The organism is Paucidesulfovibrio longus DSM 6739 (assembly GCF_000420485.1).
Classification (GTDB): Bacteria; Desulfobacterota; Desulfovibrionia; order Desulfovibrionales; family Desulfovibrionaceae; genus Paucidesulfovibrio; species Paucidesulfovibrio longus.
Genome location: NZ_ATVA01000012.1, coordinates 204,301 through 225,830 on the forward strand (window position 1 = coordinate 204,301; position 21,530 = coordinate 225,830).

Annotated in this window: 23 protein-coding genes; 2 read left to right on the forward strand and 21 right to left on the reverse strand. The window is 65.6% G+C overall.

Annotated elements, in window-relative coordinates; genetic code table 11:
- Positions 1-5: 5 nt before the first annotated feature.
- From G452_RS0105590 to G452_RS0105610, 5 genes are all read right to left on the reverse strand, one after another.
- Positions 6-491: a cytochrome c family protein gene (locus G452_RS0105590; protein ID WP_211213485.1), complete on the reverse strand. Its 486-nt coding sequence runs from the start codon at positions 489-491 to the stop codon at positions 6-8.
- Positions 492-607: 116 nt separating this feature from the next.
- A complete protein-coding gene (locus G452_RS0105595) occupies positions 608-3,601 on the reverse strand; it encodes an AIR synthase-related protein (RefSeq protein ID WP_022661282.1) in 2,994 nt (997 codons plus the stop codon).
- 27 nt (positions 3,602-3,628) lie between these two features.
- Positions 3,629-4,594: a polyprenyl synthetase family protein gene (locus G452_RS0105600; protein WP_027189039.1), complete on the reverse strand. Its 966-nt coding sequence runs from the start codon at positions 4,592-4,594 to the stop codon at positions 3,629-3,631.
- Between the two features lie 77 nt (positions 4,595-4,671).
- Complete coding sequence (mqnB, locus tag G452_RS0105605; RefSeq protein ID WP_022661284.1) at positions 4,672-5,376, reverse strand: futalosine hydrolase; 705 nt, start codon at positions 5,374-5,376, stop codon at positions 4,672-4,674.
- A gap of 11 nt (positions 5,377-5,387) precedes the next feature.
- Positions 5,388-6,701 (reverse strand): nucleotide sugar dehydrogenase, encoded by a 1,314-nt coding sequence (locus G452_RS0105610; protein WP_027189040.1) that lies wholly within the window; start codon positions 6,699-6,701, stop codon positions 5,388-5,390.
- A gap of 70 nt (positions 6,702-6,771) precedes the next feature.
- Between G452_RS0105610 and G452_RS0105615 the strand changes: the two genes are divergently transcribed.
- On the forward strand, positions 6,772-6,969 hold the full coding sequence (locus tag G452_RS0105615) for a DUF2065 domain-containing protein (RefSeq protein ID WP_027189041.1): 198 nt from the start codon (positions 6,772-6,774) through the stop codon (positions 6,967-6,969).
- Here G452_RS0105615 and G452_RS18210 read toward each other — a convergent pair.
- The 16 genes from G452_RS18210 to G452_RS0105695 all read right to left on the reverse strand — a co-directional run bounded on the left by G452_RS18210 (position 6,966) and on the right by G452_RS0105695 (position 21,098).
- A complete protein-coding gene (locus G452_RS18210) occupies positions 6,966-7,751 on the reverse strand; it encodes a ubiquinone/menaquinone biosynthesis methyltransferase (protein WP_051141994.1) in 786 nt (261 codons plus the stop codon). The genes G452_RS0105615 and G452_RS18210 overlap by 4 nt on opposite strands.
- 2 nt (positions 7,752-7,753) lie before the next feature.
- Positions 7,754-7,927: a hypothetical protein gene (locus G452_RS21725; RefSeq protein ID WP_022661286.1), complete on the reverse strand. Its 174-nt coding sequence runs from the start codon at positions 7,925-7,927 to the stop codon at positions 7,754-7,756.
- 214 nt (positions 7,928-8,141) lie between these two features.
- Positions 8,142-10,136 carry a hypothetical protein gene (locus tag G452_RS0105630; RefSeq protein WP_022661287.1) on the reverse strand — a complete coding sequence of 665 codons (1,995 nt, stop codon included), beginning with the start codon at positions 10,134-10,136 and terminating at the stop codon, positions 8,142-8,144.
- 68 nt (positions 10,137-10,204) lie between these two features.
- A complete protein-coding gene (locus tag G452_RS0105635; RefSeq protein ID WP_022661288.1) occupies positions 10,205-10,576 on the reverse strand; it encodes a cytochrome c3 family protein in 372 nt (123 codons plus the stop codon).
- A 173-nt stretch (positions 10,577-10,749) separates the two neighbouring features.
- Entirely contained in the window at positions 10,750-11,490 is a 741-nt protein-coding gene (gene cobJ / locus G452_RS0105640; protein ID WP_022661289.1) for a precorrin-3B C(17)-methyltransferase, read from the reverse strand.
- A complete protein-coding gene (locus G452_RS18215) occupies positions 11,454-12,608 on the reverse strand; it encodes a cobalt-precorrin 5A hydrolase (RefSeq protein ID WP_022661290.1) in 1,155 nt (384 codons plus the stop codon). The genes cobJ and G452_RS18215 overlap by 37 nt, the downstream gene beginning before the upstream one ends.
- Before the next feature lie 51 nt (positions 12,609-12,659).
- Entirely contained in the window at positions 12,660-13,832 is a 1,173-nt protein-coding gene (gene ribD, locus G452_RS0105650; protein ID WP_022661291.1) for a bifunctional diaminohydroxyphosphoribosylaminopyrimidine deaminase/5-amino-6-(5-phosphoribosylamino)uracil reductase RibD, read from the reverse strand.
- Positions 13,833-13,835: 3 nt separating this feature from the next.
- Positions 13,836-14,294, reverse strand: coding sequence for a deoxycytidylate deaminase (locus tag G452_RS0105655; protein ID WP_022661292.1), 459 nt, complete (start codon positions 14,292-14,294; stop codon positions 13,836-13,838).
- A gap of 207 nt (positions 14,295-14,501) precedes the next feature.
- The gene (gene glyA / locus G452_RS0105660) at positions 14,502-15,740 is read right to left on the reverse strand and encodes a serine hydroxymethyltransferase (protein WP_022661293.1); all 1,239 of its coding nucleotides are present in this window, start codon (positions 15,738-15,740) and stop codon (positions 14,502-14,504) included.
- Between the two features lie 90 nt (positions 15,741-15,830).
- Positions 15,831-17,069 carry a beta-ketoacyl-ACP synthase II gene (gene fabF / locus G452_RS0105665; RefSeq protein WP_022661294.1) on the reverse strand — a complete coding sequence of 413 codons (1,239 nt, stop codon included), beginning with the start codon at positions 17,067-17,069 and terminating at the stop codon, positions 15,831-15,833.
- A 108-nt stretch (positions 17,070-17,177) separates the two neighbouring features.
- Positions 17,178-17,411, reverse strand: coding sequence for an acyl carrier protein (locus G452_RS0105670; RefSeq protein WP_027189044.1), 234 nt, complete (start codon positions 17,409-17,411; stop codon positions 17,178-17,180).
- 28 nt (positions 17,412-17,439) lie between these two features.
- The gene (fabG, locus tag G452_RS0105675; protein ID WP_022661295.1) at positions 17,440-18,183 is read right to left on the reverse strand and encodes a 3-oxoacyl-[acyl-carrier-protein] reductase; all 744 of its coding nucleotides are present in this window, start codon (positions 18,181-18,183) and stop codon (positions 17,440-17,442) included.
- Between the two features lie 80 nt (positions 18,184-18,263).
- Complete coding sequence (locus G452_RS0105680) at positions 18,264-19,256, reverse strand: beta-ketoacyl-ACP synthase III (RefSeq protein WP_022661296.1); 993 nt, start codon at positions 19,254-19,256, stop codon at positions 18,264-18,266.
- Positions 19,257-19,296: 40 nt separating this feature from the next.
- Positions 19,297-20,364 carry a phosphate acyltransferase PlsX gene (gene plsX / locus G452_RS0105685; protein WP_022661297.1) on the reverse strand — a complete coding sequence of 356 codons (1,068 nt, stop codon included), beginning with the start codon at positions 20,362-20,364 and terminating at the stop codon, positions 19,297-19,299.
- Positions 20,357-20,536 carry a 50S ribosomal protein L32 gene (rpmF, locus tag G452_RS0105690; RefSeq protein ID WP_022661298.1) on the reverse strand — a complete coding sequence of 60 codons (180 nt, stop codon included), beginning with the start codon at positions 20,534-20,536 and terminating at the stop codon, positions 20,357-20,359. The genes plsX and rpmF overlap by 8 nt, the downstream gene beginning before the upstream one ends.
- Positions 20,537-20,579: 43 nt before the next feature.
- Positions 20,580-21,098 (reverse strand): YceD family protein, encoded by a 519-nt coding sequence (locus tag G452_RS0105695; protein WP_022661299.1) that lies wholly within the window; start codon positions 21,096-21,098, stop codon positions 20,580-20,582.
- 178 nt (positions 21,099-21,276) lie between these two features.
- Here G452_RS0105695 and rpmB point away from each other — a divergent pair, with 178 nt between their 5' ends.
- Positions 21,277-21,489, forward strand: a complete 213-nt coding sequence (rpmB, locus tag G452_RS0105700; protein WP_022661300.1) for a 50S ribosomal protein L28 — start codon at positions 21,277-21,279, stop codon at positions 21,487-21,489.
- Positions 21,490-21,530: the final 41 nt, after the last annotated feature.

Genomic DNA, 21,530 nt, shown 5'->3' on the forward strand with positions numbered 1-21,530 from the left:
CCTCCTTAGTGGGCTCCGCCGAAGAGCATGGGCTTGAATCCGAAGCTGGCGACTCGTTCGGGATTGTGGCAGGTCTCGCAATCCTTGATGTCCAGATTGACCTTGATGAAGGCGGGGTCGCCGCCCTCGTCCACATGCATGCTTCCGGGACCGTGGCAGACCTCGCAGCCCGCGTTGCCGAGCTCCGGAGTCTTTTCGAAGCTGATGAAGCCGCCCGGCTTGCCGTAGCCGGTGGCGTGGCAGGCGTAGCATTCCTGAAGCTCCGCAGGCGTCAGATCCTTGGCCATGGCCTTCACGGATTCGCCCGAATGAGCCTTCTTGGAGAATTTGCTGTAGTTCTCGTACTCCTGCTCGTGGCAGTCCTTGCAGGCGGTTGATCCGATGTAGGTGGCGGTCTGGGTCTGCGCCTTGCCCGCGGGCAGGAGCAGGACGCAAATCAGCGCGGCAGTGGTGGCTGCCGCGCGGACAAGGATTTTGCGATGCGTATGCATGAACATTTTCCCCTGCTCAGGATGAGAAGTATTCCTGATTCGTGAAATTATGCGCAAGCATACGCGCTTTAACGGCATCGGTAAAGGGGGCGAACCGCGAAACCGTTACGTTTTTGCTACCAATCCAGGGTCGCTTTGAACGCGCGCGCCAAATTCGCCACATCCTCGGAAAGGAGTTCGTTGCCCGAAAGACCCACCCGCAGGGGGCCGTTCGCGGTTTCGCCCAGGCAGGCCAGCGCCTGCCCCCGGAAGAGCGCCTCGAACGCGGAGCGGTTCTCCTTGCGCACGGTCACGAGCAGTCGGCTGGCGGATTCCGAATAGAGCAGGGAGGTGGCGCTCAGCCCGGTTTCGGCGGGCGCGTCCGTAAGGTCGAGCTGCGCGCCCAGGCGTCCGGCAAGGGCCATTTCCGCCAGGGCCACGGCCAGGCCGCCGTCCGAGCAGTCGTGACAGGAGGTGACCAGACCTTCCTGGGCCGCTTCGAACATGGCGAGATAGCGTTCGCGGGCGGAAAGCAGGTCCACCTGGGGCACGCGGGCCGAGGAGAAGCCCAGCTCGCCGGCGACTTCAGAGGCGCCCAGCTCGCCGCGCGTCAGGCCGAGAACATAGACCAGCTCCCCGGCGCTCTTGAAGTCCGAGGTCAGGCACTTGTTCACGTCCGGGATCACGCCGATGACGGAATAGAGCACGGTGGGCGGGATGGATATCTTGACGCCGCCGCCCTTGTAGTCGTTCTTCATGGAGTCCTTGCCGGACACGCAGGGCACGCCGAATCCCTGGCAGAAGTGCGCCAGGGCCTCGTTGGCCCGCACGAGCTGCGCCAGCTTGTAGCGTCCGTCCGGGGTGGACTCGCTCTCCACGGGGTCGCACCAGCAGAAGTTGTCCACGCCGGCCATGTAGCGCAGGTCGCCGCCCACGGCCACGGCGTTGCGGATGGCCTCGTCGATGGCGCAGGCCATCATCCAGTAGGCGTCGATGTCGGAGTAGCGCGGGCAGATGCCGTGGGACACGACCAGGCCGCGCTCCGAGTCCAGCTGGGGGCGCAGCACGCCCGCGTCGGACGGGCCGTCCGCCTTGACGCCGATCATGGGCTTGACCGCGCTGCGGCCCTGCACCTCGTGGTCGTACTGGCGGACGAGATATTCCTTGGAGCAGATGTTCAGGCGGCCGAGCATGCGCTTGAGCAGCGCGCCGTGGTCCTCGACCTCGGGCACGGGCTCGTCCTTGATCTCCGGCTTGGCCCAGCGGGCGCTGAGCCGCATCTGGGGCACGCCGTCGTGCAGGAAGTCCATGTCCAGGCAGGTCACGATCTTGTCGTTGTAGCGGACGAGATATTTGCCCTTGTCGTCGAAGGTGCCCAGGGGCGTGGACTCCACGCCCATCTCCGCGGAGAGCGCCAGGAATTCGTCCAGCTTTTCGGGCGGCACGGCCATGGTCATGCGTTCCTGGGCCTCGGAAATGAGGATCTCCCAGGGGCGCAGGCCGTCGTACTTCAGCGGGGCCTTGGCCAGGTCCATGTCGAATCCACCGCTGTCCTGGGCCATCTCGCCCACGGAGGAGGACAGGCCGCCCGCTCCGTTGTCCGTGATGGCGTTGTACAGGCCGAGGTCGCGTGCGCGCATCAGGAAGTCGTACATCCGGCGCTGGGTGATGGGGTCGCCGATCTGCACGGCCGTGGCGGGCGAGCCCTCGTGCAGCTCCTCCGAGGAAAAGGTCGCGCCGTGGATGCCGTCCTTGCCGATGCGGCCGCCGGACATGACGATCACGTCGCCGACCTCGGCCTTCTTTTCGTGGCTCGGCCGTCCCGTGACCTTGGCGGGCAGGGTGCCGATGGTGCCGCAATAGACCAGGGGCTTGCCCAGGTAGCGTTCGTCGAAGACCACGGAACCGTTCACCGTGGGGATGCCGGACTTGTTGCCGCCGTGCTCCACGCCCTCGCGCACGCCCTCGAACACGCGGCGCGGGTGCAGCAGCCGGGGCGGCAGCTCGCCTTCATGGAAGGGCGAGGCGAAGCAGAACACGTCCGTGTTGCAGAGCAGGTTCGCGCCCAGGCCCGTGCCCATGGGGTCGCGGTTCACGCCCACGATGCCCGTGAGCGCTCCGCCGTAGGGGTCGAGGGCCGAGGGCGAGTTGTGCGTTTCCATCTTCACGCACACGGAAAGATCGTCCGAAAATTTGATCACGCCCGCGTTGTCCTTGAACACGGACAGGCAGAAGTCGCCGTGGGGGCCGTTTTCGGCCTTGGCCTTGCGCAGCACCTTGGTGCTGTCCTGGATGTAGCTCTTGAAGAGCGAGTCCACGACGCCGCGGCGTCCCTGTTCGGCGTTCTCGTAGTCGATGCGCGCCGTGAAGATCTTGTGCTTGCAGTGTTCGGACCAGGTCTGGGCCAGGACTTCCAGCTCCGCGTCCGTGGGGTCGGCGGGCAGGCCCAGGGCGGCGCGCTCGGCGCGGATGTCGGGGGCCGCGTAGTAGTCGCGGATGCGGTGCAGTTCTTCCAGGGAGAGGGCCAGGGTGTTGGCCCGGCTGAAGGCCATGAGCTGCTCGTCGCTCATGGTCGAGAGGGGAATCACGGCGACCTCGTCGCAGGATTCGCCCGTGACGCGCGCGGCGCGGGCCTCGAAGCCCGGCTCGGCCTGCCACTGCGCGGCGGACTTGTATTCGAAGCGCTGGATCAGCTCGTTGGCCAGCAGGTCTTTGGCGATGCTGCGCACGGCCTCTTCCCCGTCCACGCCGGAGAGCAGGTACTGCGTCGAGGTGTAGATCTTCAGCGCCGCAGCCGCTTCGCCCTTGAGGCCGAGCACCAGGGCCACGGTTTCCGTGGCGGTGCGGCCTTCGTTGTCCGTGACGCCGGGGCGGAAGCCCACTTCCAGCACCCAGTCGAAGCCCTCGGCCAGCGGCGAAAGGGAAATTTCGTGCAGAACGGGGTCGTGCAGCGCGCCCGCTTCCAGCACCGTTGCGACCTGCCGCTCGGAAAGGCCCTCCACGGTGAACACGCGCACCGTGCGCGCCTGTTCCACGGACCGTCCCAACTCCTCGCGCACCTTGCGCGCGACCTTTTCACCATGCACGTCGCGGACGTGCCGCTTGAGTCCCACTTCCACCCGGAACAGCATTGCTCTCTCCCCGGTTTGCTGAATCAATTATTTCTTGCGCGAAAGGACGAAATCCGCGGCCAGGGAGAGCACGAGGCGCTCCTCGCAGTCCGGCAGCCCGGCCAGGGATTCTTTCGCTTTGGCAACATACTCGGCGGCGGCGTCGCGGGTGCGCCCCGCGTAGCCGCCTTCGCGGATCATGCCCAGGATGCGCTTCTGGCCCGCCTCGTCCAGCCCGCCGGAGCGGATGCTCGCGAGCAGAGGCTCGGCATCCTGCGGCCCCATGTCTTCGAAAAGATGTATCAGCGGCAAGGTGATCTTGCCTTCCCGCAGGTCGCCGCCTTCGGGCTTGCCCATGGTGCTGGTGGGCGAAACATAGTCCAGGGCGTCGTCCACGAGCTGGAAAGCGATGCCCAGGTTCAGGCCGTATGCTCCGGCGACGTCCTCCACGCTGCGGTCCGGGCTGGCCACGGCGGCGCCGCAGCGGCAGGCCGTCTCGATCAGGCGCGCGGTCTTGCCGATGATGATGCGCATGTACAGGTCGCGATCGACGATCGGTTCCGAAAGGCTGGCGATCTCGAGCACCTCGCCTTCGGCCGTGGCCATGATGCCCTCGGCCAGCAGCCAGCTCACGCGCGGAACTTCGTACTGCGCGCCGAGCCGGTTGGCCAGGGCCAGGAGGAGGTCGCCCGCGAGCACGGACTGGGTGGTGCCGAAGGCCACGTGCGCGGCGGTTTTTCCGCGCCGCAGGTCCGCGTCGTCCAGGATGTCGTCGTGGATCAGCGTGGCGGAGTGGAGCATTTCCAGGGCGCAGGCCAGGGGCAGGATGTTCCCGCCGTAGCCGAGGGCGCGGGCCGTGCAGATGGTCAGCACGGGGCGGATGCGCTTGCCCGGACCGAGCAGCACGTGGCGCGAGACATCCCGCACCAGGCCGTTCAGCTTGGCGGTTTCCGTATCGAGAAATTCGTTCACGCCGGGCAGTTCGGCGTCGAAGTAGGCGAGAAGTCGGTTCATGTCCTGTCGCATTGCTGTGGTTCTGGCGGGAGCCGGGAGCCCAGACTACCTGCGCGCGGCGTGGAAATCCAGTGCTTTCAGCCCAGCAGCCCGGCCGCTGCCCTGCCCAGGGACTCCAGCGCGCCGGCCAGGTTCCAGTCGGCCGCCGCGCGCGAGCCCACCCGGTTGGAAACGGACCGCAATTCCAGAAACGGCAGCCCGGCCTGGAAGCATCCGTAGGCCAGGGCGAATCCTTCCATGTTTTCCAGGTCGGCGCCGTATTCGCGGCGCAGGCTTGCCGCGCGCTGCGGGGAAGTCGTCACGGAGCTGACGCTCAGGCTGGCGGCCCGCTTCCAGGCGGCGTCGGGCCGCAGGCGCATGGCTTTGGCCGCATGGTCCGGATCGAGGTCCAGCCTGTCCCAGACCGCGTCCTCCGCGTCTCTGTCCCCCCAGAGCGGAAAACGGAGCGCCCGCGCATCCGCGCCCGCGCCGTGTTCGCGCGCAAGGCCGTATTCCGGCCAGATTTCCCGGACCGCCAGGGCCGCGCTCCCCAGGGGCAGCGCGTCCGTGTCGAACGCGCCCGCCACCCCGAAGTTGACCGCGCCCTCCAGGCCGGGCAGGGCCAAGGCCCGGCCCAGGGCCAGGGCCGCGTTGACCAGTCCCACTCCCGCGACCAGCAGCGCGGCCTCCCTCCCGGCCACGCGCCACGACTCGGCCACGCCCTGCCTCAGGGGCGGCAGCGCCCCGAAAGGCGCAAGCGCGGAATGCATTTCGCGCTGCGTGGCCGTGACGAAGAGCAGCATGTCTTGCGCTGCTACAGCCGCCAGTAGAGGAAGCCTTCGGCCTCCATCTCGCGCGGGTCGAAGAAGCCTTTCACGTCGATGATCAACGGATTTTGCTGATCGCTGAACCAGGACTTGATTTCGGCCAGGGGCAGCTTGGCGTAGGCCTCGTGGCTGACGCAGAGCACCAGGCAGTCCAGGTCGCGCAGTTCGTCGAGGTCGCTGAGCGTGATGTCGTATTCGTGCCGGGCCTCGTTCGGGTCGGCCATGGCGTCGTGCACGAGCACCTGGGCGCCGTAGTCCTCGAATTCGTTGACCACGTCCACGACCTTGGTGTTGCGGAGGTCGGGCACGTTTTCCTTGAAGGTCAGGCCGAGCACGCCCACGCGCGCGCCCTTGATCTTGTGGTCGGTCTTGATCAGCCACTTGATGGCCGTCTCGACGATGAACTTGCCCACGGAGTCGTTGGTCTCGCGTCCGGCGAGGATGACCTTGGGATGCAGCCCCAGGGACTGGGCCTTGAAGGTCAGGTAGTAGGGGTCCACGCCGATGCAGTGGCCGCCCACGAGACCGGGCCGGAAGGGCAGGAAGTTCCATTTGGTCCCGGCGGCTTCGAGCACTTCCAGGGTGTCGATGCCCATGCGGTCGAAGATCATGGCCAGTTCGTTCATCAGGGCGATGTTCAGGTCGCGCTGGGTGTTCTCGATGACCTTGGCGGCCTCCGCGGTCTTGATGCTCGCGGCGCGGAACACGCCCGCCTTGACCACGCTGGAATAGAGGTCGGCCAGCAGGTCGGTGGTGGTCTTGTCCTGCCCGGAAACGACCTTCATGATGGTTTCCAGGGTGTGCTGGCGGTCGCCGGGGTTGATGCGTTCGGGCGAGTAGCCGACCTTGAAGTCCTTGCCGCAGGTCAGGCCGGAGTGCTCCTCAAGCAGGGGCACGCAGATTTCCTCGGTCAGACCGGGGTAGACCGTGGATTCGTAGACGACCACGGTGCCGGGCTGGAGGTTCTTGCCCACGGTGACGCTCGCGCCGCGCACCGGGCGCAGGTCCGGGCTGCGGTGGGCGTCGATGGGGGTGGGCACGGCCACGAGGATCACGCGGGCCTGGGCGAGGTCTTCCGGCGCGTGGGTGTAGCGCACGTTCGCGGCCTTGAGATCGGCCGGAAGCACCTCGTTGGTGCGGTCCACGCCTTTCTCCAGTTCGCGGATGCGGCCCTGGGAGATGTCGAAGCCGATGACGTCGAAATGGCGGGACAGGGCCACGGCCAGGGGCAGGCCCACATAGCCCAGGCCGACCACGGCCACCGGGGCTTTCCTGTTCTTGAGATCCTCGAAGGTGATCATGGATGTCATGGGTAACTCCGCTTCGTTATTGACTGTGGACATCCGGGCGTGGCCCGGCTAGTCTCGAAGAATGCACATCGATTGGCAATTCCTGCTGGGAGCGGTCGGGCTCGCCTTCGCCATGGAGGGAGCCGTCTATTTCCTTTTTGCCGAGCGCATGCCCCGCATGCTCGCCATGCTGGCCGAGCAGGGACCGGGCGCACTGCGCGGCATGGGCTTTTTCGCCATGCTGCTCGGCCTGTTGCTGCTGTATCTCGTCCGCAGCTAGTCCGCCGTTATTTTCGATTCCTGCTCCACTTCCGCCGCGCCCGCCTTTTCCGCAACGTGGATGAACACGATGCCGGAGCAGAGCGGCACGTGGGTCACGCGGGCGAATCCCGCCGCGAGGATCTCGTCCTCCAGGGTGCGCTCGTCCGGGAAGGATTTGATCGTGTCCGCAAGATAGCGATAGGCTCCGCTGTCGCCGGAGACGATCCGGCCGATGCCGGGGAGCAGCTTGTCGAGATAAAAATTGTACAGCCCCTTCCAGACACGGCGGCTGCCCGTACCGAACTCCAGGACGCAGAACCTCGCGCCGGGCTTGAGCACGCGCAGCACCTCGCGCCAGGCATCCTCGCGCGGCTTGATGTTGCGGATGCCGAAGGCGATGGTCGCTCCGTCCACGCTGGCGTCGGGCAGGGGCAGGCAGCGCCCGTCGGCCTGCACGGGAAAGATGCGGCCCTCGCGCGCGTCCTTGATTTTCTTGCGCGCGCCCTCGGCGAGCATGGGCAGGGCGAAATCCAGGGCCAGCACCTTGTTTTCCGGGTATTGGCGCAGCAGTTCCGTGGAAACGTCGAGAGTGCCGGCGGCGAGATCGAGCAGCGGCCCCCTGCCCACCGGGCGGACAAGGCGCGCCAGCCGGTAGCGCCAGAGATAGTCCTGGCCCAGGCTGAGCACGTGGTTGAGCAGGTCGTACCAGGGGGCGATGCGGCCGAACATGTCGGCCACGTTGCGGCCATGCGTGCGGTGGTCCTCTGCGGCGGCCTCAAAGCCGCGGTCGGGGCGTCCCATGGTCAGGAACGTTCCTCCGCTTCCTCGCCGTCGTGCCGGGCCACGGTTTCGTGGATGGCGTCGTAGATCAGGCTGAAGTTCTCGCCGAAGTTGCCTGGCGAGATGCGTCCGACCTCGATGAACTTGATCACCACTTCCTTGGCCACCTGGAGAATGTTCTTGTCGATCTTTTCCACGTGAATCTCCCTGGTCGGGTTGGAAAACCCGCCCGGTGGGAAATGGTCCTGACCGCGTGATCAAGAGCCCCGGGCGGGGAAACAGAAAGGAACCGGAAGGGCCCCTTCCTTTTTTGCGGCCTTTAGCATGCGCGGCACTGGTTCGTCGAGCGGCGCATGGGCGAAAAAAAAAGACGCCCGCAACGGGGTCGCGGGCGCCGTGAAACGTCGGGGTCTATTCGGAAAGGTCTTCGGCCAGGGCCTGAATCTCCTCCCGGATGATGCGTGCGGCTTCCGAAGGCACCGTTCGAGCCACTTCCTCGCGCAGCATGGCCTCCAGGCCGTCCAGCCGTTCTTCCAGGGCGTCGAGCCGGGCGTGCAGCGTGGCGGCTGGCTCGTCCGCGGGCGTCTGCGACAAGGAGAGGTCGGCGAACCGCTGCTCCAGGGACTCGATCCGGGCGAGCACGTCCGGGGCGATCGGGCTGTCGCACTGGTCCGGAGCGCCTTCCGCCTCGATCTCGCCGAGCAGGGTGTCCACGTTGACGCTCAGGGGCGCGTCCAGGTCGGCGTCGTCGCCTTCCATGACCACGGCCATGTCGGTTTCCATCTGGGGCGCGAGGCCTTCGTCCAGATCCTCGTCCAGATCCTCGTCGAGATCATCCAGGGGACCGTCCAGGGGCGGCAGGTCGTCGTCCAGGGGAGCGAGATCCTCGTCCAGGCCGGAAACGTCGATTTCCACTCCGTCGAGAAGAGCTTCGATGTCCTCGGATTCGTCGTCTTCGGGGAACGGCTCGCCGAAATCGAAGTCGGTGTCTTCTCCGGTGGAGGCCAGGACGGAGTCGAGATCGTCGTCGGCTTCCTCGTCGCCGCCCTGCTCTGCGTGCGCATCTTCGATCGTGTCATCGATCGTGTCATCGATCGTGTCATCGATCGTGTCGTCGACCGCGTTGTCGGCAGGTTCTTCGGCGGGGACGTCGTTCAGAAAGTCTCCAAGTTCAAGCTCGTCCAGGTCGATGTCGTCGTCCGCCTTGTCCTCAAGGGGGGCTGGGTCCAATTCGTCCTGCAGAAGCTCGGCAGTCTCGTCCGTTTCGCCTGTCTCGTCGTCCAGGCCGAATTCGCCGAGGTCCAGGGCGTCGTCCATATCCAGGTCGCCGTCCAGGTCCAGGTCGCCGTCCAGGTCCAGGCCGTCGTCCAGGTCCAGGCCGTCCTGCGCCGCCTTCGGTTCGTCCGAGGCGGGAGCGCCGGCTTCCACGGCGTCGTCTTCTTCGTCCAGGTCGATGTCGTCCAGGTCCAAGCCTTCCAGGCCCAGGCCCGCGAGATCCGTTCCGGATGGCCCGCTTTCGTCGGCGTCGCCGAGATCCAGATCGTCCAGGGCCGATGCCTGCGTGTCCGCGTCGAGGGACTCGGAATCGTCCAGGATCAGTTCCTCGCCCAGCACCAGCTCTTCCTCGTCGCCGTCGGCAGGAGCGGCTGCGGGCTGTTCGTCCTCGTCCGCGAGCATGTCGTCGAGGTCCATGGGAATGTCGAGATCGAGATCGTCCGCGTCCTGGGAGGCCGCATTGTCAGCGGCGGCATCAGAGGGGGTGTCCAGGGCGTCGTCCAGGGAAAGTTCAAGAGGTTCGTCGTCAAGGTCGGCTGTTTCCTCTTCCACGAGCATGTCGCCGAGGTCGAGGATTTCCTCTTCCTCCTCGCCGAGATCGGCAAGGTCCGTGAGGTCGAGGGCGGGTTCGTCCTCTTCGGGCTCGGGCTCGTCGTCCGCCAGAACCACTTCGTCCAGGAGCAGGTCGATGTCGTCGTCGCCCGCCTCTTCGTCGGAGAAAACGCCGCCGTCGAGGTCGTTGGTGAGGGCGGAGGAATCTTCCTCGTCCATGTCGTCGAGGATCATGGGCATGTCGTCGGATGCGCCTTTGGGAGAATCGTCGTCGCTGAGATCGTCGAGCAGCAGGGCATCCTCTTCTTCCTCTTCGGCGAGGTCGTCGAGGATCATGGGCGCTTCGTCCTCGGCTGCGGCGGCGCGGACCTGCGGCGCTTCCCGCGCGGGAGGCACAGGGTCCAGCCGATCGTCATCCGCGGCCAGGTCCTCGGAGAAAAGCTCTTCCAGCTCCTGCTCGAAGGTCATGTCCACGCTGGCGGCATCCAGTCCGGCCGCGTGGCCGTCCTTGTCTTCTACGAGATCGGACAATTCCAGGATGTCGTCGGGAGAGGTCTGGTCCGGAGGCGCCGGGGGCATACGCTATCCCTCTGAAAAATGTTGAAAAAAAAGGGGGCTGAAAGCAGCCCCCTCGCGATGTCCGGGCCTTACTTCTTGGTGTGGCAGTCGTTACACTTGGTCGGGCCCTTCTTCATTTCCTTGTGGCAGCCGACGCAAGAATTGGGGCTCTTCTTGGCGTGGAAAGCGCTGTCAAAGGACGTGGGGGCCTTCTTGTCGCTGTTGTCCTTGTGGCAGGTCGTGCACTTCATGTCGGGATTCTCAGCCATCTTGTGGTGGCAGCTCTCGCACTTCTGCGCAGCGTGCTTGGCGTGGGAGAACATCAGCGGGCCGTACTTGGTGTCGCCGGGGAACTTGATCTCCACGTCGTTCTTCGGGGCGTCAGCGGCCATGGCGATCGACAGGGTAAAGGCGCCCAGCAGGGCGACAGCCAGAAGCGTGATAAACAGAGTCCGTTTCATTCTTCTATCTCCTCCTTTTCAACGATGAAAACCGTTACACTCTTCGATAGTCAGCGTTACTCTGAACAGCCGCGCCGTGTCAAGCAAGGGAGCGATTTAGGCGGCTTGGGTGCTCAATTTTCGTGACATTAGCAGGCTTGGGCGAAAACTGTCCAGCCCGCAGCGATCCGGATTCATCCGAGTTCATATTTCCCCTCGTAGCCGCGCGGCGTCAGCATAAAGCCCCCGGCGGCGCGTGTCGAAGAATTCCCAATAATGATGACGGTCTGCATGTCGACGATTTCCGGATCCACACCGTCCAGCGTGGTCCGCGTCACGCTCTGCCCCGCGCGCATGGCCCGGCCCACGACGCCCACGGGCGTGGCCGGGTCGCGGTGGCGGGACACGATCTCCAGGGCGCGTTCAAGGTGGCCCGTGCGCCGTTTGGAGCGGGGATTGTAGAGCGCGATGACGAAGTCCGCCGATGCGGCCGCGTCGAGCCGTTTTTCGATCAGCGGCCAGGGCGTGAGCAGGTCGGACAGGCTCACGCTGGCGAAGTCGTGCATCAGCGGCGCGCCGAGCAGGGCCGCCGCCGCGCAGAATGCAGGCACTCCCGGAACGACTTCGATGCCGATCTCGTCGAGCAGGCCCCGCGCCTCGGCCATTTCCAGCACCAGCCCGGCCATGGCGTACACGCCGGGATCGCCGCTGGAAACCACGGCCACGCGCTTTCCGTCCAGGGCCGCATCGAGCGCCCGGCCCGCCCGGTCCACTTCGCCGGTCATGCCCGTGGAAATCAGCTCCTTGCCTTCCAGCAGCTCCGGTTCCACGAGGTCCATGTAGCCCTTGTATCCGGCGATTACCTCGGCCTGGGCCAGGGCGGCGCGCGCCGCCGGGGTCAGGTGGTGCGTTCCGCCGGGGCCGAGGCCGACCACGAAGACACGGCCACGGCCAGCGTGGCCGTGGGGATTCTGGTCTTGGGCACGATCAGGCTGCCCCGGCTTGCCAGCATCGCTGCTGCTTCGCATACGCTGTCCACTCCCATGTGTTTTCTGACCAGCGCCGAGGGCGAGGGGACGCGGATTTCCGCGAGCTGGTCCGTGGTGAAGAAGGTCAGGGGCGCGCCCAGCCGTTCGGCGGCCAGGAGCAGGCCCGGCTCGTCGGCCTTGGCCTCGATGCTGGCCAGTCCGGCCAGGGAGGCGAGGGAGAGTCCGCGCTGGGCAAAGGTCGTTTCGATCAGCGCGAGGATTTCCTCGGCCGGAGTGTCCCGGCGGCAGCCCACGCCCGCGTGCAGGCAGGGCGGGTGCAGCCCCAGGGCCCCCGGCGGAGCGGCGCGCCAATGAACCCAGGCTCCGGCCCGGTCCGGGGTCCAGGCTTCCGGCGCGGGAACAAGTTGAAACAGTCCGGGATCGACGCCTGCTCCGGCCAGGAGGTCCAGAGGATCGAACAGTTGCGGACGGCCCTTGGCCAGGAGCGCGGCGCTCACGGCCTTGGCCGCATGAAGATTCGCGATGCGCAGGCCCAGGCGCGGGCCGAGTTCGTCCAGCGCGGGCAGCCCCGCCGAATCCGTCGCCGTGGTGATGACCGGCTGCGCGCCGACCATGGCCGCCACTTCGCGGGCCAGGGCGTTGGCCCCGCCCAGGTGGCCGGAAAGCAGGCTGATGCAGAATCGGCCCTCCTGGTCCAGCGCGACCACGGCCGGATCCTCGGCCTTGCCGCGCAGATGCGGAGCTGCGGCGCGCACGGCCACTCCCGCGGCGGCAACGAATACGTGCTTCTTCCGGAAGTGGAATTGCGCATCCATGAGCGCGGCGAGGGAGTCGAAAGGAACGGCTCGCAAGGAGTGCGGCGCGTCCGGCCCGTCGGCCAGGGCGTCGACCAGTCGGCGCGGCAGGAAAAGCTCGGCGTCCAGCGCGTCGGCAATGCGGCGGCCCAGCAGCGCTCCCTGGGGCGTGAAGGCGTAGACGGCCGCGTTCGCGGCCCTGTGGTCGGATTGGCTCACGCCGCGTTCATAGCAGAGGCCGGGCCGGGCCGCCAGCGCGGAGCGCGCCATGGGCAGGGGACCGGGCCTCGCGTTCTTCGGACCGGGAGACGGGGCTTCAGGCTAATCGGGATAATACGTAAGCCGCAGGTCCGGGCCGGAGGGCTCGCAGCGGCCCAGGCGCAGGTTCAGGGCCTGGGCCATGGAGGAACAATCGCGCCCGGCGAGCAGGGGGACGCCCCGCTCGTCGCCCAGTGCGCGCGGCGCAAGGTAAAGCACGAATTCGTCCGCGCAGCCCTGCTCCAGCATGCGCATGGCCAGTCGGCCCCCGCCCTCGCAGAGCGCGTAATGCGCGCCCAGTTCTCGGTGCAGCCGGGTCAGCCCCGCGGCGATTTCCAGGGCGGGACCACGGTGCGGCAGCCCCCAGACGCGCACGCCGATCTCTTCCAGGGCGCGGGCCGTGTCGGATTCGGCGGCCTCTTCCGTGGTCCAGAAGATGGTCTGGTGCGGCCGTTTGCGGATCAATTGAAGATCGCAGTCCGTGCCGGGCAGCCGGGTCGTCAGGACCACGGCGTATGGCTGTTCATCATTGTTCATTTTTTCAGGGGAGGGGGCGTCCGTTTGTCCGGCCAGGCGGCAGGTCAGGCTGGGGTCGTCCTGGAGAAAGGTGTTGCCGCCCACGATGACCGCGTCGGCCAAGGCGCGCAGGCGGTGCACGTCCTGAAAGCTCTCCGGGCTGGAAACCGCTTCGGGGCGGCCCGTGCGCGCGGCGATGCGCCCGTCCAGGGTCGAGGCCATCTTCAGGATGCAGTAGGCCCTGTCCGAAGTGCGCCAGAGGGAAAAATCCCGGATCAGGTCCAGGCATTCGCGCTCGCGCACGCCCGTGAGCACGTCCACTCCGGCCTCGCGCAGCCGCTCGGCTCCGCCCTGGGCCACGGGGTTCGGGTCCAGCGCGCCCACCACGACGCGGGGAATGCGCGCCTCCAGCACGGCCTCGGTGCAGGGCGGGGTCTTGCCGTGGTGGTTGCAGGGCTCCAGGGTCACGTAGAGCGTGCACAGGGACGGGTCCACGCCCTTGGCGCGGGCGTCGGCCAGGCATTCGCGCTCGGCGTGCGGCCCGCCGAACCGGCGGTGCCGGCCCTGGGCCACGATTTCCCCGCCGCGCACCAGCACCGAACCCACGCAGGGATTCGGGGCGGTGGGGCCTCTGCCGAGCCGGGCCAGTTCCATGGCCCGGTCCATGAACCGTTCGTGCGCTTCCATGTCGCGCGAGTTGGGAGCGGGGCTGCCGGGCATGGTCTAGCCTTTGGGGTCGAAGGGAAGCTGGCCGTGCTCCAGGCCGGATTCGGTCAGGAACTGTTCGGTGAGCTTGTCCGGGTAGGATTCCGCGTACCAGATGGCCTTGATCTGGCAATTGATGAGCAGCTTGGCGCAGATCAGGCAGGGCTGGGTGGTGCAGTAGATTTCCGCGTCCTTGAGGGAGATGCCGTGCACCGCGCACTGGGTGATCACGTTCTGCTCGGCGTGCAGCGCGCGGCAAAGCTCGTGGCGTTCGCCGGAAGGCACCTTGAGCTGCTCGCGCAGGCAGCCCACCTCTTCGCAGTGGAGCATGTTCGTGGGCGCGCCGTTGTAGCCGGTGGCGAGGATGCGCTTGTCGCGCACGGCCACGGCCCCGACCCTGCGGCGCAGGCAGGTGGAACGCTCGGCCACCACATGGGCGATTTTCATGAAATATTCGGGCCAGGGCATGCGGGACATGGAGACTCCTTGCGTGGCGGGCTTTTGGAGAAGGTAGCGGTTCGGCGGGCGGATGACAAGGGAGGCGACCGGAGCGAAATTCCGGGGGATGCTCAATAATGATACCTGCATTGCATGATGATCAGCTCATCACGCTCCCCGTCGCAGCAAAAATAGCCCGGAGAACCGATGGTCCTCCGGGCTTCGCAAATGCGGTTTCGAGCAAGCCTACCAGGCGAAGAGCGGGAATTCGCGGGCGAATTCCTCGACCTCGTCCTTGATCTCGGCCAGCACGGCGTCGTTGTTCCAGTTCTCCAGGGCGGCGGTGATGGCCTCGGCCACCACGACCATGTCTTCCTCGATCATGCCGCGGGTGGTCATGGCCGGGGTGCCCAGGCGGATGCCGGAGGTCACGAACGGGGACTGGGTGTCGAACGGGATGGTGTTCTTGTTCGTGGTGATGTTGGCCTTTTCCAGGGCGATCTGCGCGTCCTTGCCGGTGATGCCCTTGTCCGTGAGGTCGAGCATCATCAGGTGGTTGTCCGTGCCGCCGGAAACGAGGCGGAAGCCGGACTCGGCCAGGGCGCTGGCCAGGGTCTTGGCGTTCTTGACCACCTGGGCCTGGTATTCCTGGAAGCCGGGCTGGAGCGCCTCGCCGAAGGCCACGGCCTTGGAGGCGATGATGTGCATCAGCGGGCCGCCCTGCATGCCGGGGAAGATGGAGGAGTTCAGCTTCTTCTCGTTTTCCTCGGACGCGAGGATCAGGCCGCCGCGCGGTCCGCGCAGGGTCTTGTGCGTGGTCGAGGTGGTGAAGTGGGCGTGCTCGATGCAGGAGGGGTGCTCGCCCGCGGCGATGAGGCCCGCGATGTGGGCCATGTCCACCATGAACAGCGCGCCGACCTCGTCGGCGATCTGGCGGAAGCGCTTGAAATCGATGATGCGGGGGTAGGCCGAGGCTCCGGCCACGATCAGCTTGGGCCGGTTTTCCTTGGCCAGGCGCTCGACCTCGTCGTAGTCGATGGTCTCGGTCTCACGGTTCACGCCGTAGAAGACGATGTTGTACATCTTGCCGGAAAAGTTCACCGGGCTGCCGTGGGTCAGGTGGCCGCCGTGGGAGAGGTCCATGCCCAGGATGGTGTCGCCGGGCTCCAGGCAGGAGAAGTACACGGCCATGTTCGCCTGGGAGCCGGAGTGCGGCTGCACGTTGGCGTACTCGGCGTTGAAGAGCGCCTTGACGCGGTCGCGGGCCATGTCCTCGACCTGGTCCACGAACTCGCAGCCCCCGTAATAGCGCTTTCCGGGATAGCCTTCGGCGTATTTGTGGGTCATCACGCAGCTCATGGCCTGCCGGACGGCGACGGAAGTGAAGTTCTCCGAGGCGATGAGTTCCAGGTTGCCCACCTGGCGGTCCACTTCGCGGGTAATCGCGGCGGCGACTTCCGGGTCTTGGATAAGGATCTCTTCCATGGGGATACCCTCTTGATGAAAAGGTTCATGCCCGGAGAAAATCTCCGGGCAGAAGGTCGATCGGTTCAGCGCGGGGGACCGGGCCGGGGCCTAGTCCGCGAAGCGCTTGAAGAGCATGCAGCCGTTGGTGCCGCCGAATCCGAAGGAGTTCGAGAGCACGTATTCGGCCTGTTTTTCGCGCGGGCCCGAGGCGCAGTAGTCCAGGTCGCAGTCGGGATCCGGGTTGTCCAGGTTGCACGTGCCGGGGATGACGCCGTCGGCGAGGGTCTTGACGCTGAAGACGCCTTCCACGCCGCCGGCCGCGCCGAGCAGGTGGCCGATCTGGGACTTGTTCGCGGAGATGTTCAGCTTGTAGGCGTGGTCGCCGAAGACGGTCTTCAGCGCGCGCGTCTCGCAGAGGTCGTTGAGCTTGGTCGAGGTGCCGTGCGCGTTGATGCAGTCCACGTCTTCGGGGTTGACCCCTGCCTCGCGCAGGGCCGCGCGCATGGCCAGGGCCATGCCGGAGCCGTCCTCGTGCGGGGCGGTCATGTGGTAGGCGTCGCCCGAAGCGCCGAAGCCGACGACCTCGGCCAGGATGTTCGCGCCGCGCGCCTTGGCGTGCTCCAGGGATTCGAGCAGCAGCAGTCCGCAGCCCTCGCCCATGATGAAGCCGTCGCGCTCGGCGTCGAAGGGACGCGAAGCCTTTTCCGGGGCGTCGTTGCGCGTGGAGAGCGCCTTCATGGCCGTGAAGCCGCTCATTCCCAGCGGGGTGATCGTGGATTCCGCGCCGCCGCAGATGGCCGCGTCGATGCGTCCGAGCATGATGTCGGTGAATCCGTAGCCGATGGCGTGGGTGCCGGAAGCGCAGGCCGTGGTGGTGCAGATGTTCGGCCCCTGGGCGCCGGCTTCGATGGAAACCTGACCGGCGGCCATGTTCGCGATCATCACCGGGATGAAGAAGGGCGAGATGCGTCCCGGTCCCTTGTCCAGCAGCTTCTGGTGGTAGACCTCGATAGCTTCCAGGCCGCCCAGACCAACGCCGATGGTCACGCCCACGCGGGGCGCTTCCTCTTCGGAAATGGTCCAGCCCGAGTCGTCCATGAGCATCCGGGCGCAGGAAACGGCGTAGCGCGTGAAGTTCTCCATGCGCTTGGCCGCCTTGTGCGAGATGTACGGGCTGCAATCGAAATCTTTGACGTGTGCGGCGATCTTGGTGTCGAAGTCGGTCGCGTCGAAGGACGTGATCGGCCCGACCCCGGACTTGCCGGCGATGAGATTTTCCCAGCTGGTCGCCAGGTCGTTGCCCAGGGGGGTGATGGCTGCGAGGCCGGTAACAACTACCCTGTTCATAAACTCCCTCTCGGCCCGGCTGGTGCATGCCGGGAAAAACGGAGCGTCCTACACTCTTGCCGAGTATAGAACGCCCCTGAATTATTGTTGATCGGCAAAAGCCGGTCGCTACTTGTTCTTTTCGATGTAGTTGATGGCGTCCTTGACCTTGGCGATCTTCTGAGCTTCCTCGTCATCGATTTCGATGTCGAATTCTTCTTCCATGGCCATGATCAGCTCAGTAAGGTCCAGGGAGTCGGCGCCCAGGTCTTCAACGAAAGAGGCGTCTTCGGTAATCTCGTCGGCATTCACGCCGAGCTGGTCCACGATGATATCCTTAACTTTGCTCGCGACGTCAGACATATTTCCTCCACGTGTTGATGTTCTCTGGTTACATATACATTCCGCCGTTGACGGCCAGCACTTGCCCTGTGACGTAACCGGCGCCATCGCCGGCCAGGAAGCTGACCGCGGCCGCGATGTCTTCGGGGGTTCCGAGACGGCCGAGCGGAATCATGGCTTTCATGGTCTCCACGGCTTTTTCCGGGAGTTCCTTGGTCATATCCGTGTCGATGAATCCGGGGGCGACCGCGTTGACGCGGACGCCGCGGCCCGAAAGCTCGCGGGCCACGGCCTTGGTCAGTCCGATGAGCCCGGCCTTGGCCGCGACGTAGTTGGCCTGTCCCGCGTTGCCCATCTGTCCGACAACGGAAGAAATGTTGATGATCGATCCGCCGCGCTGCTTGGACATGATCTTGGCCGCTTCCTGGATGCAGGTGAACGCGCCGGTCAGGTTCAGGTCGATGACCTTGTCCCAGTCCTCGGGCTTCATGCGGATGAGCAGGCCGTCGCGGGTGATGCCCGCGTTGTTGACCAGCACGGCCAGGCGCACCTTGCCCTTGATCTCGTCCTTGAAGAAGGCGGCCAGTCCCTCGCGGTCCGAGGAGTCCAGACGTACGGCGCGGGCCTTGCCTCCGGCTTTTTCAATGCCTTCGACAACGGCCTGGGCGGCTTCCGGCTTGCTGACGTAGGTCAGCCAGACTTCGAAGCCGTCGGCCGCGAGACGCTCGGCGCAGGCGCGGCCGATGCCGCGTGAGCCGCCTGTGACCAGTGCGACGTTGGGAAGATCGCTCATATTCGCTTACCTCGTTGCAGACCGGGACGGACAGGGGCTGAAATATACCAATCCGGGGAGGACTGCAAATTTTTATCCGGTCAAAAATCGAGCAGGCAGGCGCCCCAGGTAAACCCGCCGCCGAACGCGGTCAGCAGCACGCGCTGGCCCGGCTGGACGCTGCCGCCGTGCACCGCCTCGGAAAGGGCGATGGGCACGCTGGCCGCGGAGGTGTTGCCGTACTTGTCCACGTTGATGAACACGCGCTCGCCCGGAATGCCGAGCTTCTTGCCTACGGCCTCGATGATCCGCAGGTTGGCCTGGTGGGGCAGGAGCATGTCCACGTCGTCCGTGGTCAGGCCGTGCCTTTCCAGCAGGCCGTTGCAGACCTCGGTCATGGAGCGCACCGCGTGCTTGAAGACCTCGCGGCCCTGCATCTGCACGAAGAAATCCTCGCCGATGGGCTCGCCCAGGCGGTAGTGGCGTCCGGAGCCGCCGCCGCGGATGGTCAGCAGGTCGCCGAGGGCTCCGTCCGAGGCCAGGGAAACGTCGCGGATGACGGCCCTATGCGGTCCGCCGTCTTCCGCCGCGACCACGGCCGCGCCGCAGCCGTCGCCGAAGAGCACGCAGGTGGCGCGGTCTTCCCAGTTGACGCGGCTGGTGACCACGTCCCCGGAGCAGACCAGGATCTTGGATTCCGGGTGCAGGGCCAGGATGGCGCGGGCGTTTTCCAGGGCGTAGAGGAACCCGGTGCAGGCCGCCGAGATGTCGTAGGCGACGCGGCCGCGCAGGCCCAGGCGGTCCTGGAGCGCGCAGGCGGCGGAGGGGATATAGGACTCCGGGGAAAAGGTCGCCACGAGTATGTGGGTAATCGCTTCCGGGGAGAGGCCCGCATCATCGAGCGCCTTCAGGGCGGCTCCATGGGAAAGATCGGTGAGGGATTCGCCCTCGGATACCACGTGCCGGGTCTTGATGCCGCTGCGGGAGGTGATCCATTCGTCGGAAGTCTCGACGAGCTGTTCCAGATCCTTGTTGCTGAGAATCCGCTCCGGGACGTGAAACCCGAGGCCCTTGATGACGGCGCTTTGCTTCATGGGGTGTGCTCGGTCGGGGGAAAAGGCCCCGGTAGGAGGTTCAGGAGGATTCGCTCTTCTTGCTCTTGCGGCTGGCGCGCCCGAAACGGGAGAGGTCGCCGTGGGCTTCGAGCTGCTCGACGATGTGCTCGTTGGCGTTGTTGCGGACATACCGCGCGCTCATCAGGATGGCGCTGGTGATGGCCTTCACGTTGGAAGCGCCGTGGCAGACGATGGTCGAGCCCTTGACGCCCAGGAGCGGGGCTCCGCCGTATTCCGCGTAGTCGAGCGTGCGGGCGAATCGGGTCAGGGTCGGCAGCAGGAAGAGCGTTCCCAGCTTGGAGAAGAAATCCCGCTTGAGTTCGCCCTTGAGGATCTTGCCGAAGCTCTTGGCCACGCCTTCGGAGACTTTCAGGGCCACGTTGCCCACGAAACCATCGCAGACGATGACGTTGACGTCGCCCGTGAAGATGTCGCGTCCCTCGACGTTGCCGATGAAGTTGAGGTGGGAGCTTTTCAGGAGGTCGAAGGCCTCCTTGGTCACGGTGTTGCCCTTTCCCTCCTCCTCGCCGATGGAGAGCAGGCCCACGCGCGGCTTGGGAATGTGCAGCACGTGCTTGGCCAGCACTTCGGCCATGAGGCCGTACTGGGCGAGGTGAAAAGGCTTGGAGTCCACGTTCGCGCCCACGTCGATGAGCACGATGGGGTTCTTCTCCGTGGGCATGACGCCGGCCAGGGCCGGACGCTCCACGCCGCGAATGCGCCCGATGGTGAACATGGCCGCGGCCACGGTCGCGCCGGAGTTGCCCGCCGAGATGAGTCCGTCGGCGCGGCCTTCCTTGACCAGACGGCAACAGACCATGATCGACGAGTCCTTCTTCTTGCGCAGGGCGTCGGAAGGCTTTTCTTCCATGCCGACCACTTCGGGGGCATGGACGATGTCGATGCTCAGGTTTCTGTCCCTGTCCGGGGCGCGGGTCTTGTCCAGCTCCGCTCGGATGGAGTCCTCGTCTCCGACGAGGATGATGTCGACGCCACGTTCCGCGGCGGTGACCGCCGCGGGAACGTTGATGCGGGGGCCGAAGTCCCCGCCCATGGCGTCGACAACGATGCGCGGTGTGTTAGGCATCATCCTGGTTCAGAACCTGACGTCCCCGGTAGGTGCCGCAGGAGGGGCACACGCGGTGAGGAAGGCTCGGTTCGCCGCATTCGCAGTAGACCACGTTGGGAGTTTCCACCTTATGGTGGGAACGGCGCATGCCCTTGCGGGAATGGGAAGTTCTTTTCTTAGGTAAGGCCATGGTTGTCTCCTTGTTCTCGAGTCGCCCCTGCGGGCGAAGCTCGCTACTTTAGCTTAAGATTGCGGAAAACCGCAAGTCTAGGATCGCCCCCGTCCCGCGAGCATTCGCAGGAGCCCTCGTTGAGATTCTGCCCGCATTCCGGGCAGATGCCTTTGCAGGCCTCGGCGCAGAGGGGCTTGATGGGCAGCGTCAGAACGAATTCTTCCCAGAGCAGCGCCCCCATGTCCAGAAAAAGAATGCCGTCATCCATGCTGACGCGGCAGTCCTGTTCCGGCTCGTCACCTTCGGGCAGCGACTCGAAAAGCTCGAAGTCCGTGTCCACCGGGAATTCGAAATCAGCGATGCAGCGGTCGCAGGAAAGCCTGACCGATCCGCGCAGGGTTCCTCGAACCAGCGCGCCTTCGGGCTGCGGGAGGATGTGGGCCTCCGCCTCGAAGGGCTTCACGGTCACGGCTTCCAGGCCGTGCGCATCGAAACGCCCGGACCAGAAGTCCGGGTCCGAAAAAGAAAAGTCACGACCTTCCGTCGGGAGATCGCTTACGTTGATCAGCCAGTTGTTCATGCTTTCCTCGCAGGCCGCATACCTATATGGGAAATTTTTCCGATGTCAAGGGAAAAGCGCTTGCCTTTTCCCGGGGGAGAAGCTAAGTAAAGCGTCCTTCGTGTCTGGAGCGCCCTGCCGCGCCCCCGAACACGATCGAGAGTAGAACAATTTCGGGAAGGACGCGAGGAGGTTCATCATGTCCCAGGTTTGCGATATATGCGGCAAGGGCCCTGCCACCGGCAACAACGTCAGCCACGCGCACAACAAGAGCCGCAGGCGGTTCATGCCCAACCTGCAGAACGTGCGCACCCAGCTGGCCGGCGGTCAGGTCAAGACCATCAAGGCCTGCACCCGTTGCATTCGTTCCGGCAAGGTGGTCAAGCCCGTCGTCTCCAAAGTCTCTGAATAATATTGCAGAATAAGAATCCCCCAAGATTCTTTCAGCACCCG

What these genes read in the sequence shown, in the direction of transcription:
- G452_RS0105590 (WP_211213485.1), bottom strand. Translation starts at nt 491, where the DNA reads ATGCATACGCATCGCAAAATCCTTGTCCGCGCGGCAGCCACCACTGCC.
- G452_RS0105595 (WP_022661282.1), bottom strand. Translation starts at nt 3,601, where the DNA reads ATGCTGTTCCGGGTGGAAGTGGGACTCAAGCGGCACGTCCGCGACGTG.
- G452_RS0105600 (WP_027189039.1), bottom strand. Translation starts at nt 4,594, where the DNA reads ATGAACCGACTTCTCGCCTACTTCGACGCCGAACTGCCCGGCGTGAAC.
- mqnB (WP_022661284.1), bottom strand. Translation starts at nt 5,376, where the DNA reads ATGCTGCTCTTCGTCACGGCCACGCAGCGCGAAATGCATTCCGCGCTT.
- G452_RS0105610 (WP_027189040.1), bottom strand. Translation starts at nt 6,701, where the DNA reads ATGATCACCTTCGAGGATCTCAAGAACAGGAAAGCCCCGGTGGCCGTG.
- G452_RS0105615 (WP_027189041.1), top strand. Translation starts at nt 6,772, where the DNA reads ATGCACATCGATTGGCAATTCCTGCTGGGAGCGGTCGGGCTCGCCTTC.
- G452_RS18210 (WP_051141994.1), bottom strand. Translation starts at nt 7,751, where the DNA reads ATGGGACGCCCCGACCGCGGCTTTGAGGCCGCCGCAGAGGACCACCGC.
- G452_RS0105630 (WP_022661287.1), bottom strand. Translation starts at nt 10,136, where the DNA reads ATGCCCCCGGCGCCTCCGGACCAGACCTCTCCCGACGACATCCTGGAA.
- G452_RS0105635 (WP_022661288.1), bottom strand. Translation starts at nt 10,576, where the DNA reads ATGAAACGGACTCTGTTTATCACGCTTCTGGCTGTCGCCCTGCTGGGC.
- G452_RS18215 (WP_022661290.1), bottom strand. Translation starts at nt 12,608, where the DNA reads ATGGCGCGCTCCGCGCTGGCGGCCCGGCCCGGCCTCTGCTATGAACGC.
- ribD (WP_022661291.1), bottom strand. Translation starts at nt 13,832, where the DNA reads ATGCCCGGCAGCCCCGCTCCCAACTCGCGCGACATGGAAGCGCACGAA.
- G452_RS0105655 (WP_022661292.1), bottom strand. Translation starts at nt 14,294, where the DNA reads ATGTCCCGCATGCCCTGGCCCGAATATTTCATGAAAATCGCCCATGTG.
- glyA (WP_022661293.1), bottom strand. Translation starts at nt 15,740, where the DNA reads ATGGAAGAGATCCTTATCCAAGACCCGGAAGTCGCCGCCGCGATTACC.
- fabF (WP_022661294.1), bottom strand. Translation starts at nt 17,069, where the DNA reads ATGAACAGGGTAGTTGTTACCGGCCTCGCAGCCATCACCCCCCTGGGC.
- G452_RS0105670 (WP_027189044.1), bottom strand. Translation starts at nt 17,411, where the DNA reads ATGTCTGACGTCGCGAGCAAAGTTAAGGATATCATCGTGGACCAGCTC.
- fabG (WP_022661295.1), bottom strand. Translation starts at nt 18,183, where the DNA reads ATGAGCGATCTTCCCAACGTCGCACTGGTCACAGGCGGCTCACGCGGC.
- G452_RS0105680 (WP_022661296.1), bottom strand. Translation starts at nt 19,256, where the DNA reads ATGAAGCAAAGCGCCGTCATCAAGGGCCTCGGGTTTCACGTCCCGGAG.
- plsX (WP_022661297.1), bottom strand. Translation starts at nt 20,364, where the DNA reads ATGCCTAACACACCGCGCATCGTTGTCGACGCCATGGGCGGGGACTTC.
- rpmF (WP_022661298.1), bottom strand. Translation starts at nt 20,536, where the DNA reads ATGGCCTTACCTAAGAAAAGAACTTCCCATTCCCGCAAGGGCATGCGC.
- G452_RS0105695 (WP_022661299.1), bottom strand. Translation starts at nt 21,098, where the DNA reads ATGAACAACTGGCTGATCAACGTAAGCGATCTCCCGACGGAAGGTCGT.
- rpmB (WP_022661300.1), top strand. Translation starts at nt 21,277, where the DNA reads ATGTCCCAGGTTTGCGATATATGCGGCAAGGGCCCTGCCACCGGCAAC.